General features: G+C 52.9%; 13 protein-coding genes and 1 tRNA gene. 5 read left to right on the top strand and 9 right to left on the bottom strand.

Features of this window, described 5'->3' with window-relative positions:
* Positions 1–155: 155 nt before the first annotated feature.
* The 6 genes from C4H11_RS03795 to C4H11_RS03770 form a co-directional block, all read right to left on the bottom strand.
* Complete coding sequence (locus C4H11_RS03795) at positions 156–857, bottom strand: LytR/AlgR family response regulator transcription factor (RefSeq protein WP_106040521.1); 702 nt, start codon at positions 855–857, stop codon at positions 156–158.
* Positions 854–1,930 carry a sensor histidine kinase gene (locus tag C4H11_RS03790; RefSeq protein WP_106040520.1) on the bottom strand — a complete coding sequence of 359 codons (1,077 nt, stop codon included), beginning with the start codon at positions 1,928–1,930 and terminating at the stop codon, positions 854–856. The genes C4H11_RS03795 and C4H11_RS03790 overlap by 4 nt, the downstream gene beginning before the upstream one ends.
* Before the next feature lie 21 nt (positions 1,931–1,951).
* Positions 1,952–3,169 carry an ABC transporter permease gene (locus C4H11_RS03785; protein ID WP_106040519.1) on the bottom strand — a complete coding sequence of 406 codons (1,218 nt, stop codon included), beginning with the start codon at positions 3,167–3,169 and terminating at the stop codon, positions 1,952–1,954.
* On the bottom strand, positions 3,166–3,915 hold the full coding sequence (locus C4H11_RS03780) for an ABC transporter ATP-binding protein (protein WP_106040518.1): 750 nt from the start codon (positions 3,913–3,915) through the stop codon (positions 3,166–3,168). Before C4H11_RS03780 ends, C4H11_RS03785 begins: the two co-directional genes overlap by 4 nt.
* 574 nt (positions 3,916–4,489) lie before the next feature.
* Positions 4,490–5,701, bottom strand: coding sequence for an efflux RND transporter periplasmic adaptor subunit (locus tag C4H11_RS03775; protein WP_106040517.1), 1,212 nt, complete (start codon positions 5,699–5,701; stop codon positions 4,490–4,492).
* 21 nt (positions 5,702–5,722) lie between these two features.
* On the bottom strand, positions 5,723–7,129 hold the full coding sequence (locus tag C4H11_RS03770; protein WP_106040516.1) for a TolC family protein: 1,407 nt from the start codon (positions 7,127–7,129) through the stop codon (positions 5,723–5,725).
* Positions 7,130–7,334: 205 nt separating this feature from the next.
* Here C4H11_RS03770 and C4H11_RS03765 point away from each other — a divergent pair, with 205 nt between their 5' ends.
* The 3 genes from C4H11_RS03765 to C4H11_RS03755 are packed head-to-tail and all read left to right on the top strand — an operon-like array spanning position 7,335 to position 10,352.
* Positions 7,335–7,559: a DUF4492 domain-containing protein gene (locus tag C4H11_RS03765; protein WP_106040515.1), complete on the top strand. Its 225-nt coding sequence runs from the start codon at positions 7,335–7,337 to the stop codon at positions 7,557–7,559.
* A 44-nt stretch (positions 7,560–7,603) separates the two neighbouring features.
* Positions 7,604–9,169: a cytochrome ubiquinol oxidase subunit I gene (locus C4H11_RS03760; RefSeq protein ID WP_106040514.1), complete on the top strand. Its 1,566-nt coding sequence runs from the start codon at positions 7,604–7,606 to the stop codon at positions 9,167–9,169.
* Between the two features lie 34 nt (positions 9,170–9,203).
* The gene (locus C4H11_RS03755; RefSeq protein ID WP_106040513.1) at positions 9,204–10,352 is read left to right on the top strand and encodes a cytochrome d ubiquinol oxidase subunit II; all 1,149 of its coding nucleotides are present in this window, start codon (positions 9,204–9,206) and stop codon (positions 10,350–10,352) included.
* Positions 10,353–10,434: 82 nt separating this feature from the next.
* Here the strand turns inward: C4H11_RS03755 and mtgA are convergent, their stop codons facing one another.
* Entirely contained in the window at positions 10,435–11,175 is a 741-nt protein-coding gene (mtgA, locus tag C4H11_RS03750; protein ID WP_106040512.1) for a monofunctional biosynthetic peptidoglycan transglycosylase, read from the bottom strand.
* Positions 11,176–11,311: 136 nt separating this feature from the next.
* Positions 11,312–11,986 (bottom strand): OmpA family protein, encoded by a 675-nt coding sequence (locus C4H11_RS03745; RefSeq protein ID WP_106040511.1) that lies wholly within the window; start codon positions 11,984–11,986, stop codon positions 11,312–11,314.
* 586 nt (positions 11,987–12,572) lie between these two features.
* On the opposite strand from C4H11_RS03745, the gene C4H11_RS03740 reads away from it, so the two are divergent.
* On the top strand, positions 12,573–14,777 hold the full coding sequence (locus C4H11_RS03740) for an alpha-galactosidase (protein ID WP_106040510.1): 2,205 nt from the start codon (positions 12,573–12,575) through the stop codon (positions 14,775–14,777).
* Positions 14,778–15,457: 680 nt separating this feature from the next.
* Here C4H11_RS03740 and C4H11_RS03735 read toward each other — a convergent pair.
* Positions 15,458–15,533, bottom strand: a tRNA-Lys gene (locus tag C4H11_RS03735).
* Positions 15,534–15,653: 120 nt separating this feature from the next.
* Between C4H11_RS03735 and ettA the strand changes: the two genes are divergently transcribed.
* On the top strand, positions 15,654–17,351 hold the full coding sequence (ettA, locus tag C4H11_RS03730) for an energy-dependent translational throttle protein EttA (RefSeq protein ID WP_106040509.1): 1,698 nt from the start codon (positions 15,654–15,656) through the stop codon (positions 17,349–17,351).
* Positions 17,352–17,454: the final 103 nt, after the last annotated feature.

Here is a 17,454-nt window from a genome sequence, read left to right as displayed (position 1 = left end):
TTCACACAAAAACTAAAATAGACTTAACTAAACTATTCTATTGGGGAGTTTCACAACTCCTTTCGATGCAAAGATATGGAAACTTTATCTTAAAAGCAAAAGGGTTTTGCAATAAAACGACAATTTCTTCTGTTTGATTGATGAACAGGGGCCCGCTAACTCCTTTGATTCAAGAAGTCTTGGAAGTTTTGCTTGTAGCTGTCGCCTATCGGGATATAGTTCTTGCCGAAGACGATACGTCCGCGGTCGATGACGCGTATCTTGTCTTTCTGCACGATGTATGAACGGTGGACGCGTATGAAGCGCGAAGCGGGCAGAAGCTCTTCCATTGCTTTCAGACTCATCAGGGAGAGGATGGGCTTGGGGACGTCTTCTTCGTAGATTTTGATGTAATCTTTCAGTCCTTCGACGTACAATATTTTGCTTAATTCGATTTGTACCAGCTTGTAGTCGCTCTTCACGAAGATGCTTTGAATATCTTCCTTGGGCTGTTGCAGCAGCTCGAACCATTGCAGCGCTTTGTTGGCCGCCTGCAGGAAGTCCACATACGAAATGGGCTTCAGCAAGTAATCCAGGGCATTCACCTTATAGCCGTCTATGGCATACTGTCCGAAAGCGGTGGTGAAGACGATGCGGGTGGCGGGGTCTATCATTTTGGAGTATTCCAGCCCGTTCAGTTCGGGCATCTGAATGTCGAGGAAGAGCAGGTCAACGTGCCTGCCCGGCAGTTCATTCATGGCTTGCACGGCACTGGAGTATTTCCCCGCGAGCCGGAGGAAGGGGGTCTTGTCGACGTAGCTTTCCAGGAGGCTCAATGCCAGCGGTTCGTCGTCCACTATGGCGCAATTCAGTTTCATGTGGCTATATTTGTTTCAAGTTTTATCACTAAGACAGACGCATATTCTTTCCCGTCTTTGCTCACTCCGCGCTGCCAGGCATACCGGTTGGGGTAGGTCAGTTGCAGCCGTTTCCTTACTTGCTCCAGCCCGATGCCGCTTCCGCTTTTGTCGTCCTGAGTCTTGGGGTGGTGGCTGTTGGCGATTTCGCAGCGTATCTCTTCGGGAGTTTCACTGAAATGAATGCGAATGAAGCCGGGTTCGGTGGGCGAGATGCCGTGCTTGAAGGCATTCTCGATGAGGGAGATGAAGATGAGCGGGGCTATCTGTGTGGGGCTGTCGGGGCGGATGTCTATCCGGGTCTCGACGCTGACGTTGGAGGAGAGGCGGATGCGCATCAGCTCGATGTAGCTGCGGATGAAGTCCATCTCCCGGCCCAGGGGGACGAAGTTCTGCTGATTGTCGTAGAGCACGTGGCGGAGCAGGCGGCTCAGTTCCTGTACGGCGGCTTGCGCCTTGTCAGCGTCGAAGGCGATGAGGGCATAGATGTTGTTCAGCGTATTGAGCAGGAAGTGGGGGTTTAGCTGGTTGCGCAGGTTCTTCAGTTCGGCTTCGGCACGGCTTTTCTCGGCTTCGCGGCGCGCGGCGTCCATTTGTTTCCAGCGGCTGCTCATCTTGATGGCGGCGCTCAGTCCGGCGGTCAGTATCATGGAGAAGGCGTCGCGCAGGAGGAATATCCATTTGGGAGGCCCCATGCGTCGTCCGCCGTCGTGTGCGACATACGCACGGAAGGCGTATTCCTGCCAAAGATGTACGCCCGCGGTCATGCAGGCTATCAGCAGCAGGTTGAGCAGGATGTACGTCTTGGCGTTTCCGGCGAAGAGGTGGCGGGGAATGAGGTAGCAGTAGTTGGCATAGAAGATGATGAGGAACGACAGGGGCACTATGCTGCCGTGGCGCAGGTAGTCCGCCCACGTGATGGTGAAGCCGCTGCGCGTCATCATCAGGAAGGGGAAACCGAACACGATGGCCCAGCCTGTGATGTGTATCAGGGTCTGGACAATGCGGGGGCGGGAGTTGAATGACTGTTTCATGAGGATGCAAAGATAAAGTTTTTATTCGTATCGTATGGCCTCTATCGGGTCTAAGTTGGCCGCTTTCTTGGCGGGATACCAGCCGAAGAAGACGCCGGTGACGGTGCAGACGGCAAAGGAGAGAAGGACACTCCACGGCTGGATGAAGATGGGCCAGTGAGCCGCACTCTTCACCACCCAGCTTGCGCCGCAGCCCACGACCACGCCGATGATGCCGCCGGTGATGCTGATGAGGATGGCCTCGATGAGGAACTGGCTCAGGATGTCGATGCCGCGGGCGCCGACGCTCATGCGCAGGCCGATTTCACGGGTACGCTCGGTGACGGACACATACATGATGTTCATGATGCCGATGCCGCCCACCACCAGCGATATGCCGGCGATGCAGGCAAGCAGTGTGGTCATCAGGTCGGTAGTGGAGTTGAGCATCGTGCTGAGTTCCTGCTGGCTGCGGATGGTGAAGTCGTCGGCATCGGCGTCGCGCAGCTTGTGGTTCCTGCGCAGTATCCCGGTGATTCCCTCGGTGGTGCGCTCCGTCAGGTCTTCGCTGAGGGCGGAGGCGAAGATGCCGCCGAGGTAGGTTTGTGCCAGCAGGCGCTTCATCACGGTGGTGTAAGGAGCCAGCACCACGTCGTCCTGATCCATCCCCATGGAGTTGTAGCCTTTGGACTTCAGCACCCCTGTCACGCGGAAGGGCACTTGGTTGAACCGGATGATTCTCCCTATCGGGTCTTCGCCGGGGAAGAGGTTGTCGGCGATTGTCTTGCCGATGACGCAAACTTTCGCGGAGGTTTGCACGTCGTTCTCGCCGAACATTTCGCCGCTCTTTATTGAAAGCTGACGAATCTTGAGATAGTCGGTCCCCACACCGCTCACGGACGAGGGATAGTTGTTGTTGCCCGCAATGAGCTGTCCCGATGACGATACGCTGGGACTGACGGCGGACAGGAATCCCGTCTCGTCGCGCAACGCCTCGTAGTCGGCCATCTTCAGCGTCTGCATGGCGGCGGGGTCTTGGCGTATGCCTCCGCGCATGTCGGCTCCCGGGTGAATCATGATCATGTTGGAGCCCATCTCGGCTATTTGGGCCTGGATGCTTTTCTTCGACCCTTGTCCGATGGCGAGCATGGTGATGACCGATGCCACGCCGATGATGATGCCCAGCATGGTGAGGAAAGCGCGCAGTTTGTTGTTATTCAGTGCACGCAATGCTATTTTGAAAAGGTTTGTTCCGTTCATTTCTCTTCCTCCTCTTGTTTGGGCAATGCGGCCAGTGCTTGGGCCGCATCGAGCATGTGGGTATTGAAGGTATCTTCTTTCACCTGCCCGTCGCGCAGCACGATGTTGCGGCTGCTGTATTGGGCAATTTCCGGGTTGTGCGTCACGAAGATGAGGGTGCGCCCTTCGGCGTGCAGCCTCTGGAAGAGCACCAGTATCTCGAACGAGGTGCGTGTGTCCAAGTTGCCCGTGGCCTCGTCCGCCAGTATCACGGCCGGATTGTTCACCAAGGCGCGGGCGATGGCTACCCGCTGCATCTGTCCGCCGGACATCTGGTTGGACTTATGTTCCAGCCGGTCGCCCAGTCCCACGGCCTGCAGCGCTTCGACGGCGCGTCTCCGCCTTTCGGTGGCCGAGACGGAAGCGTTGTACATCAGCGGGAGTTCCACGTTTTCCACGGCTGTGGTCTTGGGCAGCAGGTTGTAGCTCTGGAACACGAAGCCTATCTTGCGGTTGCGCAGTACGGCCCGCTGCGGTTTCGACATGCTGCGGACGGATATGCCGTCCAACAGGTATTCTCCGTCGGTGGGCGTGTCCAGGCAACCCAGCGTATTCAGCAGGGTGGACTTGCCCGAGCCGGACGTACCCATGATGGTGACGAACTCTCCTTCGGCGATGGAGAACGAGATGCCGCGCAAGGCGTGCACCGTTTCGTCTCCTACCCGGAAGTCTCGTTTGATGTTCTGAAGTTGAATGACTGTTTTCATAAGGAAGCCTCTCCTCCCGCCCCCTCCCCCATAAGGAGGGGGGAGATAGACGGGCGTTTCGTTTTATACTTTGTAATTAGCGTTTATACTTTAATCCGGTTGAATAAGATGTCAGAAGAGGGGTGCCTGTTTCACTGCGGTGACGTTGCTTGTCTCACTGCGGTGACGCTGATTGTCTCACTGCGGTGACGTTGCTTGTCTCACTGCGGTGTCATTGTCAGTCTCACTGCGGTGACGCTGATTGTCTCACTGCGGTGTCATTGTCCATCTCACTATAGTGTCATTACTTACCTCGCTATAGTGTCATTGCCTACCTCGCTATGATGTCATTGCCTACATCACTATGATGCCATTGCCTACATCTCTATAGTGGCGTTGCCTGTCTCTCTATAGAGGCATTGCCTGTCTCTCTATAGAGGCATTGCCTGTCTCTCTATAGAGATATTATCACTCTCTCTATAGAGACGTTACCTGCCTCACTGCGGTGACGTCCCCACCTTTCTTCCTGATACATCCTCTTTTCCTCTCCCCCTTATCTCCCCTCCCTATGGGGGAGGGGCCGGGGGAGAGGCTTTTACCTTCTTCCCGGCATGAACGGGCTTTGTTCTTTCTTTGCCTGCCGCGAACTGTCCGGCGTGTCATCCCCTCCCGCCGTCCTGCCGATGGTGGCTTCGGTGATGACGACCGTTCCTTCGCCGATGCCGCTGACAATCTCCGTGCTGATGCCGTTCGATATGCCTATCTCTACGGGATGGGCGACGAAGGCATTGCCCTCGCGCGTCCAGAGCTTATGCTTGGAGTTGCAATCCTTCACGATGTCCTTTCGGCCGATAAGCGCCTCCTCGGGTGTGAAGCGCAACGCACGGGCGGGGACGCTGAGCACGTCTTTGCGGTCCAAGGTGTAGATGGTGACGTTGGCCGTCAGTCGAGGCTTCAGCTTCAGGTCGGGGTTATGGGCGGAAATCACTACCTCGTACGTCACTACCGTGGCAGACGAAGTGGTGCTACTGCTTGAACTGCTTGAGCCGGCCTGCCCCAAACGGATTTGCGTCACCACGCCCTCGAACGTGTCGTTCGGGTAAGCGTCTACGGTGAACGTGGCGCGCTGCCCCTCCTCTATGCCGGCAATGTCGGCCTCGTCCACATCGGTCACTACCTGCATCTGCGTCAGGTCGGCGGCAATGGTGAAGAGTGTCGGGGTGGAGAAGCCCGAAGCCACGGTCTGCCCCTCCTCCACGCTGCGGCTCGTCACCACGCCGTCGATGGGCGAGGTGATGGTGGCGTAGGAGAGGTTGCGCTCCGCCTTTGCCAGCGAGGCCTGGCTGCTTTCGAAACCGCTCTTGGCCTTTTCGTAGTTGTAGACCGACTGTTCGTAGTCTGCGTTGCTGATGAGTTGTTTCTCGTGCAGCGATTTGTTTCGCTCGTAGTTCTTCTTCTGATATTCGTATTCGGCCTTGGCGCCGTTGTAGGCGGCACGTTGCGAGGCAAGCTCGCTTTGCAGCGTCACGCGGTCCATCTCGGCTATCAGCTGGCCTTTGGTCACCGTGGAGTTATAGTCCACGTAAATCTTGTCGATGATGCCGCTCACCTGCGTACCTACGGTCACCTCGGTCACCGGTTCGATGGTTCCGGTGGCTGTTATCGACTCCGAAATCTCTCCTTTGGTCACGGTCGTGGTCTCGTACACAACCTTCTGTTCGCCCTTGGCTCCGCCGAAGAGCCCGATTCCCGCACCCGCCGCCAATGCGACGGCCATGCCGGTGAGTATGACTTTCTTCTTGTTCATATCCTTTGAGTTATTGGTTCTTTATAGAGATATCTTTTCGCCTTGATAGAACTTCAGCAACTGCATGTTCAGTATCGCCGTGTATTTGGCTTGCAGCTTTTCCTGCTGCGCGCTCAGCAGTTTGCTCTTCTCCGTCAACAGCTCTACGGTATTCTTCATGCCTACGTTGAATTGCTCTTGCAGCAGTTCGTAGCTGGCCTGCGTACTCTCCAGCTTCTCCGTGGCGGCGACGTACCGTTGCCGGGCATTGTTCGCGTCGAGCCAAAGGCTTTCGATGGTTTTGTACAGCGCCTTCTGATTGTCCAGCAGGTTCAGTTCGCAGGTCTGCTTCCGGAGCTTGGCCTTCTCTACGGCACTCTTGGTCTGCCGGTTGCTGAAGATGGGCACGCTGACGGTGAATCCCAGCGAGTTGTTCCAGTTCTGCTTGATTTGTTCGCTGAAGCTGAAGTTACTGCCGTTGGCGTGGCTGGTACCGATGCCGGCGGTAAGGCTCAGTGTGGGCAGATGACCCGAACGCGCAATCTTGATGTCCAAGTCGGAGGCTTGCACATTCAGCTTGCCCGCTTCTATTTCAGGCCGAAGGAGAAGTGCCGACCGGTAAACATCCGCCTTGTCGGGCAGAGGTGCCAGTACGTTCTCGTTGTCGAGCGCAGGGATGTAGAGGTTCATCTCCTCGTCGCCCTCCAGTTCGAGAAGCTGTTTCAGCCGGAGTTTGTAGTCCTGCAAGGTGGACGCTGCCTCTACTGATTGATATTTGTCCGTGCTGACTTGTGCCTCTAATTGCGCAAGGTCGCTCTTGGCGATGCTTCCCGCCTCGAACAGTTGGGCGGCACGGTCGCGTTCGGCCCGGCTCACTTTCAGGGTCGCCTCGCAGACCTTTACGGCTTCGGCGGCATAGAGTATCTGCACGTAGGTTTGCGCGATGCTCTCTTCGATGCTGTTTTCGCTTTCGGCCACATTGAGTTGGGCAATGCGGTGGTTCAGTTGTTGCAGTTTGATGGTGTTGAGGTTCTTCCCGCCGTTGTAGAGTGTCCAGTTGGCGTCGATGCCGTAGCTCCCGTTGTAGGATGTCTTGCTCTGGCTGCTGGTGATGTTGTCGCCTGCAATGATGGTGCTCGTCTCACTGTTGGGGCGGTTCACGATGCGCTGTCCCACGTTGGCCGACAGGCTGGGGAAGAGGGCGGCCTTGGCTGTCTTCACATCCACACGGGCGCTTGCCTCGCTGAGGCGGTTCTTCCTGATGGTGATGTTTCGCTGCAAGGCATAGTCGATGCAAGTCTGCAAGTCCCAGCGGGCGGGCAGGGTGTCGGCTGTCTGCCGGATGTTTTCTGCCGCGGCTTGTTGCACGGAACTGTCGGTCTGTGCCGAAAGTCCTGTGCAACTTGCCATGCAGAGCGTTATCACTGTCAATCTTCTTACGTTCGTCATATCTTCAGGTATTCTATGTTTTTACATTTGCAAAGTTAGAACAGCCCAATAAGGGTTGCAAAAGAGATAGATATCGGGGCGTTTTTTGTCGCCGAAATGTTGTTTTCTGCCGATGAGCGTTTATCTATCAAATATTTTTTAGTCTTTTATTTGTTCGTTATATAAAAGTCTTTTATATTTGTAATCATTATAAATCTAATATGAGATGAAACAGACGGTGATAAACATTTGGCGTTTTTATCTGGAAGGCTTTCGAAGCATGACGTTGGGGCGCACGCTATGGCTCATTATTCTGCTGAAGCTTTTTATTATGTTTTTCATTCTTCGTCTTTTCTTTTTCCCCAGATTCTTGAACACTCCTGCTGTGGGCGACGACAAAGAAGATTACGTCAGCCGCGAACTGATTCATCGGAGCCTCGAGAGCGACTGATTGTGGATAATTCTAATTTATAAATCATAAATCATATTACTTGTATGTTTGAACACATTGACTCTTCTCTGATTGACTGGTCGAGGGCGCAGTTTGCCCTGACAGCCATCTATCACTGGATTTTTGTGCCTCTCACGCTGGGATTGGCCGTAATCATGGGTCTCATGGAGACCGCCTACTACCGCACGGGCGACGAATTCTGGAAACGCACAGCCAAGTTCTGGATGAAAATCTTCGGTATCAATTTTGCCATAGGTGTGGCTACCGGATTGATTCTGGAGTTCGAGTTCGGGACCAACTGGAGCAATTACAGCTGGTTCGTGGGCGACATCTTCGGTGCGCCGCTTGCCATCGAGGGCATCCTGGCTTTCTTCATGGAGGCTACCTTCATCGCCGTCATGTTCTTCGGCTGGGACAAGGTGAGCAAGCGCTTCCACCTCGCCTCCACCTGGCTTACGGGGTTGGGAGCGACCATCTCTGCCTGGTGGATTCTGGTAGCCAACGCATGGATGCAGAACCCTGTGGGCATGGAGTTCAACCCTGACACTGCCCGCAACGAGATGGTAGACTTCTGGGCGGTGGCCACATCGCCCATGGCCGTGAACAAGTTCTTCCACAGCATATTGTCCGGCTGGGTGCTGGCGGCCGTGTTCGTGGTGGGCGTGAGTTGCTGGTATCTGTGGAAGAGGCGCGACGCGAAGTTCGCCTTGGCAAGCATCAAGATTGCCGCATGGGTAGGCTTGTTCTCGGCTCTGATGTCGGCATGGACGGGCGACGGTTCGGGTTATCAGGTGGCGCAGAAGCAACCCATGAAGCTGGCGGCGATGGAGGGCTATTACGATGGCCGGAAGGGTGCCGGACTGGTGGCTTTCGGACTGCTCAACCCCGACAAGCAGACCCCGCAGGACGAGGCCGACCCTTTCCTCTTCCGCATAGAAATACCCAAAATGCTCTCGTTGCTTGCCGAGCGTGATGTAGATGCATTTGTGCCGGGCATCAACGATTTGTTGCAGGGAGGCTATGTACAGAAAGACGGCACGATGGCTCTTTCGGCGGAGGAGAAGATAGCGAAAGGAAAGACAGCCATCGCAGCCTTTGCCGCCTATCGTGCAGCCAAAGCAGCGGGCAATGCCGTGGAGGCGGAAGAGGCTGCCCGTGTGTTGAAGGAGAATGTCGCCTATTTCGGTTACGGTTACATCAAGAATGTGAATGATTTGGTGCCCAACGTCCCCCTTACCTTCTACATGTTCCGCGTGATGGTGATTCTGGGCGGATATTTCATCCTTTTCTTCATCTTGGTATTGTTCTTGGCCTACAAGAAAGATTTATCGCGGATGCGCTGGATGCATTGGGTGGCCATGCTGACCATTCCGCTGGGATACCTTGCCGGACAGGCCGGATGGGCAGTGGCAGAGTGCGGGCGCCAGCCGTGGGCCATACAGGACATGCTGCCCACAAGTGCCGCCATCTCCAAGCTGGATGTAGGTTCTGTACAAATCACGTTCTTTATCTTCCTTGTGCTGTTCACCGTCATGCTGATTGCCGAAGTGGGCATCATGCTGAAAGCCATTCGCAAGGGACCGGATAAAAATGAGAATCAGGGATTATAAAAGGAAATCGTAAAATCATAAATTTAGAATATCAATGGACACTTATATCTTTTTTCAGCACTATTGGTGGTTTGTAGTATCCTTGTTGGGAGCGATTCTGGTATTCCTGCTCTTCGTGCAGGGAGGCAACTCTCTTCTGTTCTGCTTGGGCAAGACGGAGGAGCAGAAGAAGATGATGATCAACTCCACGGGACGCAAGTGGGAGTTTACTTTCACCACCCTGGTCACCTTCGGCGGTGCGTTCTTCGCCTCCTTCCCCCTGTTCTACAGCACCAGTTTCGGCGGCGCCTACTGGCTGTGGATGATTATCCTCTTCAGCTTCGTGTTGCAGGCCGTCAGCTACGAGTTCCAGTCCAAGGCGGGAAATCTGTTGGGCAAAACCACGTACCGCACGTTCTTAGTGATAAACGGCGTGGTAGGTCCGCTGTTGCTGGGCGGTGCGGTGGCCACCTTCTTCACAGGCTCCGAGTTCTACATCGATAAAGGAAACCTGACGGACGCCGCCATGCCCGTCATCAGCCGCTGGGCCAACGCCGGTCACGGGCTGGACGCCCTGCTCAATCCTTGGAACGTGGTGCTTGGCCTGGCCGTCTTCTTCCTGTCGCGCATTCTGGGCGCACTCTATTTTATCAACAACATCAACGATGAGGAGCTGGTGGCCCGCTGCCGCCGTTCGCTCTGGGGCAATGCCGGGCTGTTCCTCCTTTTCTTCCTGGCCTTCGTCATCCGCACGCTGGTGTCTCCCGGTTACGCCGTCCGTCCCGAAACGGGAGAGGTGTTCATGGAGCCCTATAAGTACCTCACCAACTTCCTCCAGATGCCCGCGGTGTTGCTCCTGTTCCTGGTCGGCGTGCTTGCCGTGCTTTGGGGCATTGTCCGCACGTTGTGGAAGGCATCCTTCGACCGAGGTATTTGGTTTGCCGGTATAGGTACGGTGCTCACCGTCCTGTCTCTTTTGCTGGTGGCGGGCTATAACAATACGGCCTATTATCCGTCCACTCACCACCTGCAGAGCTCATTGACCCTTGCCAACAGCTGCTCCAGCCTGTTCACGCTCAGGGTCATGGCCTACGTCTCCATCCTCGTTCCCTTCGTCCTGGCCTATATCTTCTATGCATGGCGCAGCATCGATATTCGCAAGATAGATGCCAACGAAATGAAGGAGGGAGAACATACCTATTGATGCTACTTCTAATCTTTTTCCTTTATATAATACACTGCCGGTTCCCTCTGTTTTAGTCGGGGTCGGCAGTTTTTCTTTATTTCTATTTTACCTTCTTTCCCTTCTTTTCTTTCTTCTCTTTTCTCTCTTTCGCCTTCTCCACCGGAGGAAACTTCGGCACTAATTTCATCAGACGTAAAATCTGTTCTTGCCGCTTTTTGATGTAAGACGAAGGACGCGCCGAATCAAAGCGTATCGGGTTGGGCAGTGTGGCCGCTATCAGTGCGCATTGCCCGGCGGACAGTCTGGCGGCTGTGGTGCTGAACTTATGCTTGGCCGCTGCCTCTGCTCCATAGATGCCCCTGCCCATCTCGATGGAGTTTAGATACACCTCCATGATTCGCTCTTTGGACCAGCACAGCTCTATCATCCACGTGAAATAGACCTCGAAACCTTTGCGCAGCCACGAAGATGCCGGCCAGAGGAACACATTCTTTGCCGTCTGCTGGCTGATGGTGCTCGCTCCCCGTCTTCTTCTCCCTTTCTCGGCCTCCTTCATGGCTTTCTTTATCTCTATGAAGTCGAACCCGTTGTGCGTGGCGAAGCGGTTGTCTTCCGAGGCGATGACCGCCATGGGCAGGTGGGGCGAAATCTTGTCGGACGACACCCATGTATGATGCCAGACCGGGCTTTCTCCCTTGGATAGCTGCTGCACGCTGCGAATCACCATCAGCGGGGTGACGTAGATGGGCAGAAAGCGGTAGAGCACCACCGCGGATATAGTGGAAATGAAAAAGAAGAGTATGACGTTGCGTAGGATTCGCAATGGTTTACGAAGCTTCATTGTCGTTGGTCGGGGGGGAAACATTATACAAAGCCCTCACGTCCGGACATTTCCAATTGTTTTTGGGGAGACCGAACGTGAGGGCTTTCATCTCTTAAAAACAGCAACCGGTGTCCGGTGAATGACTGTTGCCGGTTTAGTTGGCCGATTCGGCATTCTTAATCATCTGCTCGCTGGCATACAGATATACCTCTACACGACGATTTTGAGCGGCAGTTTTGCTTTCGTCGTATTGGTCATAGGCAACACCTTGCACTTTTTTGAATTGGGCAGGAGAAACGCCGCAGCTTTGCAAGTAATTTTCGACGGCATAAGCACGGTTGTTTGAAACCTTTACGTTGGCGTCGTAGCTACCCACTTTGTCTGTATGGCCGATGATGGCGATGTCCGTAGTAGCGTCTTCTTTCAAGATCTGTGCAAGTTCTCGCAAGGAAGATTTTGCATTGTTGCTCAATGCGGAAGAGTTGAACCCGAACAAGATGCCTGCATCGAAAGCAACCTTTACGGCCGGCAGGCCATTGACGTCGGTCACTTGCTCAACTTGTGCGCCTTCAATCTTGGCGGCTTCGGCCGCCTTTTTGTCCATTTTACGGCCAATGGCAACTCCGGTTCCCGTACCTACGGCAGCCCCGATGGCAGCCCCGATGGCAGCCCCTTTGCCTTTGCCTAACAGTCCGCCTATGATGGCACCTGCGGCAGCGCCGGAACCTCCGCCGATAATACCGCCTTTTGTCGTGTTGTTCATTGTACCGCAACTGCCCAGCAGTATGGTACCGCACAGCAGTAATGCTGTAATTTTCATTTTCTTCATACTCTTTTTTCGAATAAAATTGGTGTTAGTAGTATTTTATCGCACAAATTTAGCTATAAAAATAATAGTCTTTACTTTTAAATGCTTTTTTAGCGGCATTTTCAGAGATTTTTGTTTTTGATGGGCAAAGCATATGCTTTCTTAACTGCTTCTTTTGTATGGAGGTATCCATCCGAATGCACAAGCGAGAGCTCACGCTTGTTCTATCGTAAGCCTACACTTGTACAAGCGTGAGGCAACGCTTGTTCGTACTGTAACTTCGACCGAAGCCGTACTGTAACTTCGACCGAAGTCGTACTGTAACTTCGACTGAAGCCGTACTGTAACTTCGACTGAAGCTGTACTGTAACTTTGACCGAAGCCATACTGTAAATCGTCGTCTCTCTTTGTATCGCAGGGATTGCCGGTGTCAGGCCGTCGAACAGCCGCCGGCAGAAGGTGGGATGGGAAATTTCATTGGGGAACGGATTTTCATGACGAACGGTAAAGTAGTATGAGGATAAGATAAAACAATACTATTTTATTTTGATGAGAAAACATATCTTTGTCACGGCTAAAACAAATCAATCTAAAAAAACAGGAAAACATGGATTTTAAGAAGCGAACCAATTTATTTTTGGGAACATTGCTGCTGACCGGCGGCTTGTTTGCCCAAAGCGTGTATGTATTTACCCCTAACACCTCTTTGGTGCTCTCTGCGCCCGAGGGTGGAAAGCTGGAATACTTGTATTATGGCGGTAAGCTTTCTGACGCGGATATGCAGAATCTCGAAGCGTCTCAGTGGAAGCATGCGGCCTATCCGGAGTATGGCATGAACTGTCCTGCGGAAACCGCTCTTGCCGTGAGGCATGCCGATGGCAATATGACATTGCAGTTGGAAGTGCTGAAGGTCGCCGTTTCTAAAGAAGCCGATGCGGTGAAAACGGTGGTGTCGCTGAAAGACAAGGTGTATCCTTTCTTCGTGGATGTTTGCTATAAGGCGTGGCAAGATGCCGATGTCATCGAGGCTTGGACGGAGATTACTCACAGGGAGAAGAACTCCGTGCTGCTCAGTCAGTTTGCCTCTGCCTACCTGCCCATCCGTCGTGGCGAGGTATGGCTGTCCCATCTGTATGGCTCGTGGGGCAATGAAGGCCGGCTCTTCCAAGAGCCTCTGGCGCCCGGAATGAAGATTATCAAGAACAAGGACGGTGTGCGCAACTCCCACACGTCGCATGCCGAAGTGATGTTTTCACTGGATGGCAAACCGCAGGAGAATACCGGCGATGTGATTGGTGCGGCTCTGTGTTACAGCGGAAACTACAAACTACGCATCGATACGAACGACGACGAGTATCACCATTTCTTTGCAGGCATCAACGAAGAAAACTCTGCCTATGCATTGAAGAAAGACGAACTGTTCCGCACTCCCGAACTGGCACTCACCTATAGCGGCGAGGGATTGAGCGGCAGCAGCCGCAACTTCCACCGCTGGGCACGCTTGCATAAGCTGGCCCATGGCACCACGCCCCGAAAGGTTCTGCTGAACAGCTGGGAAGGAGTCTATTTTGATATCAATCAGGAGGGTATGGACCAGATGATGGCCGATATCGCTTCCATGGGCGGTGAACTGTTCGTCATGGATGACGGATGGTTTGGCGATAAATATCCCCGTAAGGACGACAGATCTTCGCTGGGCGATTGGGTGGTGGATAAGAACAAACTCCCCCAAGGCATTGAAGGACTGCTGTCGGACGCCAAGAAACACGGCATTAAGTTCGGCATCTGGATTGAACCGGAAATGGCAAATACCGTCAGCGAACTCTATGAACAGCATCCCGAATGGGTCATCAAGGCTCCCGGACGCGACCTCGTATTGGGACGAGGCGGCACGCAGGTGGTACTCGATCTTGCCAACCCTGCCGTGCAGGACTATGTCTTTAAAATTGTGGACAATCTGATGACGGCTTATCCTGCCATAGACTATATCAAGTGGGATGCCAACATGTCCATCATGAATCATGGTTCTCAATATCTGACGAAAGACAATCAGAGTCATCTGTACATCGAGTATCATCGTGGCTTCGAGAAGGTTTGCCAACGCATCCGCAGCAAATACCCCGACCTCACCATTCAGGCTTGTGCCAGTGGCGGCGGCCGTGCCAACTACGGTGTTTTGCCTTACTTCGATGAGTTCTGGGTGAGCGACAATACCGACGCCTTGCAACGTGTCTATATGCAATGGGGCGCTTCTTATTTCTTCCCCGCCATCGCCATGGCTTCGCACATCAGCGCCACTCCCAATCACCAGACGTTCCGCAGCATCCCCCTGAAATATCGCATCGATGTGGCAATGAGCGGTCGTCTGGGCATGGAGATTCAACCCAAGAACATGACAGACGACGAGAAGGCTTTGTGCAAGAAGGCCATTGCCGAGTATAAACTCATCCGCCCCATCGTGCAGATGGGAGATATTTACCGTCTGCTGTCTCCCTATGACCATTTGGGAGCGGCTTCCTTGATGTATGTTGCCTCCGAAAAGGATAAAGCGGTATTCTATTGGTGGAAAACCGAGCATTTCTGCAATCAGCACCTGCCGCGTGTGAAGATGGCCGGCCTCTGCCCCGACAAGCACTATAAGGTGCACGAACTGAACCGTATCGACAATGTGCCTTTGAAATTCGAGGGAAAGACGTTCAGCGGTGCCTATCTCATGGCCAACGGTCTGGAAATACCTTATAACCACAGGGTGGATTATCACAAGCAGAACGATTATTCAAGTCGTGTGCTCTACCTGGAAGAGGTTAAGTGACAAAAAAGGTTGGAGGTGGTATCAAAAACGCCTCCAACTTTTTTAATCGATAGTCCTGTCCTGTTGAATTCTGAACCGTGAAAAGTTCCATGGATTTGTCGCGGACGGCATGATATACTGTGGAGACAGGCCGGAACATGTGTCTCCCGGGATAACTCTCCGGTCATCCGCAGACTCTTTGTAGAAGGCTGCCAACTTGTCGGGATTCAACGGGCCATCCGGTCTCCCGAGCCCTCTACGTTTTGTGGTTCCCAATGCGCCCGGATGCCGAATTTGGCATTGCGGAACCATTCTACTTTGAGGACGGGGAAAAAACAAATAATTTGCGTGTCAAGTATCTACCTGCTCCGCATCACCTCCGTATCACCTCCGTATCACCTCCGTATCATCTCCGTATCATCTCCGTATCATCTCCGTATAACCTCCTTCCTAATAGACACGGAGCGGATACGGGGGAGATACGGCTTTGGTATAGTTCTGACATGGTAAGTATGTAGTGCGTAATTTTCGATTATGGAAAATAATACTTCGTTTTGAATGATGCGATAAACAAAGTAAAAAGCGGTGCATGGAAGCCGGATAGAGAGGATATGGATTCAGAGAATGTGCTTGCCGCACGTGGCTATTGGCAAGCTTTTGTCGAGTATTTAATTCAATCCCCGTGAAAAGTCTTTTTGGTTTGGTGATCCGCCTGGGGCTCGAACCCAGGACCCCAACATTAAAAGTGTTGTGCTCTACCTGCTGAGCTAGCGAATCAAACCTTATTGCGGTTAAGCGGCTGCAAAGATAGATACATTTTCGGAAAGAGCAAAGATTTTTCGTTTTTTTTATATCTTTGCCCACTGAACATTAATCACTAATTATTTTTTAGAATACATGGCAACAGTAGACGATAAGAAAATCATCTTTTCTATGGTGGGGCTGAACAAAACCATCCAGCAGAACAATAAGCAAGTATTGAAGAATATATACCTTTCATTCTTCTATGGAGCGAAAATCGGGATTATCGGTTTGAACGGTTCGGGCAAGTCCACCTTGCTGAAGATTATTGCCGGCCTGGATAAGTCTTATCAAGGAGAAGTGGTGTTTTCGCCCGGATATTCGGTGGGATATCTTGCTCAGGAACCCTATCTTGACCCTGCAAAGACGGTGAAGGAAATTGTAATGGAAGGGGTGCAACCCGTTGTGGATGCGCTCACGGAATATGAGGAAATCAATCAGAAGTTCGGTTTGCCCGAGTATTATGAGGATCAGGATAAGATGGATAAACTCTTCGCTCGTCAGGCCGAATTGCAGGATATCATAGATGCTACCGACGCATGGAACCTTGACAGCAAACTGGAGCGTGCCATGGATGCTTTGCGTTGTCCGCCCGAAGACCAGTCTGTGGAACATCTGTCGGGAGGCGAACGTCGCCGCGTGGCTCTTTGCCGCCTGTTGTTGCAGAAGCCGGACGTGCTTCTGCTCGACGAGCCTACCAACCACCTTGACGCCGAATCCATCGATTGGCTGGAGCAACATTTGCAGCAATATGAAGGTACAGTGATTGCCGTGACTCACGACCGCTACTTCCTCGACCATGTGGCCGGATGGATTCTTGAGCTGGACCGTGGAGAGGGCATCCCTTGGAAAGGCAACTACTCCGGCTGGCTGGAGCAGAAGACCAAGCGTATGGAGATGGAGGAGAAGACGGCCAGCAAGCGCCGCAAGACCTTGGAACGCGAGCTGGAGTGGGTACGTATGGCTCCTAAAGCCCGTCAGGCCAAAGGAAAGGCTCGCTTGAACTCTTATGACAAGCTGCTGAGCGAGGACGTGAAGGAGAAAGAAGAGAAGTTGGAAATCTTCATACCGAACGGTCCTCGTCTGGGCAACAAGGTGATTGAGGCCAAGAACGTGGCAAAAGCATTCGGGGAGAAACTCTTGTTCGATAATCTCAACTTCATGCTTCCGCCTAATGGCATAGTAGGCATCATCGGCCCTAACGGTGCCGGAAAGACGACGCTCTTCCGCCTGATCATGGGCCTGGAGAAGGCAGACAAAGGCGAGTTTGAAGTGGGAGAGACCGTAAAAGTGGCTTATGTGGATCAGCAACACAAAGACATCGACCCCGGCAAGAGCGTGTATCAAGTGATTTCCGGCGGTAACGATTTGATCCGCATGGGCGGGCGCGACGTCAACGCACGTGCCTATCTGTCTCGTTTCAACTTCTCCGGAGCCGATCAGGAGAAACTCTGCGGAGTGCTTTCCGGAGGTGAGCGTAACCGCCTGCACTTGGCTCTTTGCCTGAAGGAAGAGGGCAATGTGCTGCTTCTCGACGAACCTACCAATGATATTGACGTGAATACGCTTCGTGCGCTCGAAGAGGGGTTGGAAGATTTTGCCGGTTGTGCCGTGGTTATCAGTCACGACCGTTGGTTCCTCGACCGTATTTGTACGCACATTCTGGCTTTTGAGGGAGATTCCAACGTGTTCTTCTTTGAAGGCTCTTATTCCGAATATGAGGAGAATAAACTGAAACGTTTAGGTAAGGAAGAACCTACACGCGTGCGTTACAGAAAACTTGCGACAGATTGATTTTGACCGCATAATGAAAGCGTATCGGCCGATTTAAAGAAAGACGGAAAGCTCTGCCCTCGAAGGCGGAGCTTTTTGTGTTTAATTGCTCTTCGAGCTATTT

The organism is Bacteroides zoogleoformans, assembly GCF_002998435.1.
Taxonomy (GTDB): domain Bacteria; phylum Bacteroidota; class Bacteroidia; order Bacteroidales; family Bacteroidaceae; genus Bacteroides; species Bacteroides zoogleoformans.
This window is presented reverse-complemented; position numbering and strand designations above follow the sequence as displayed.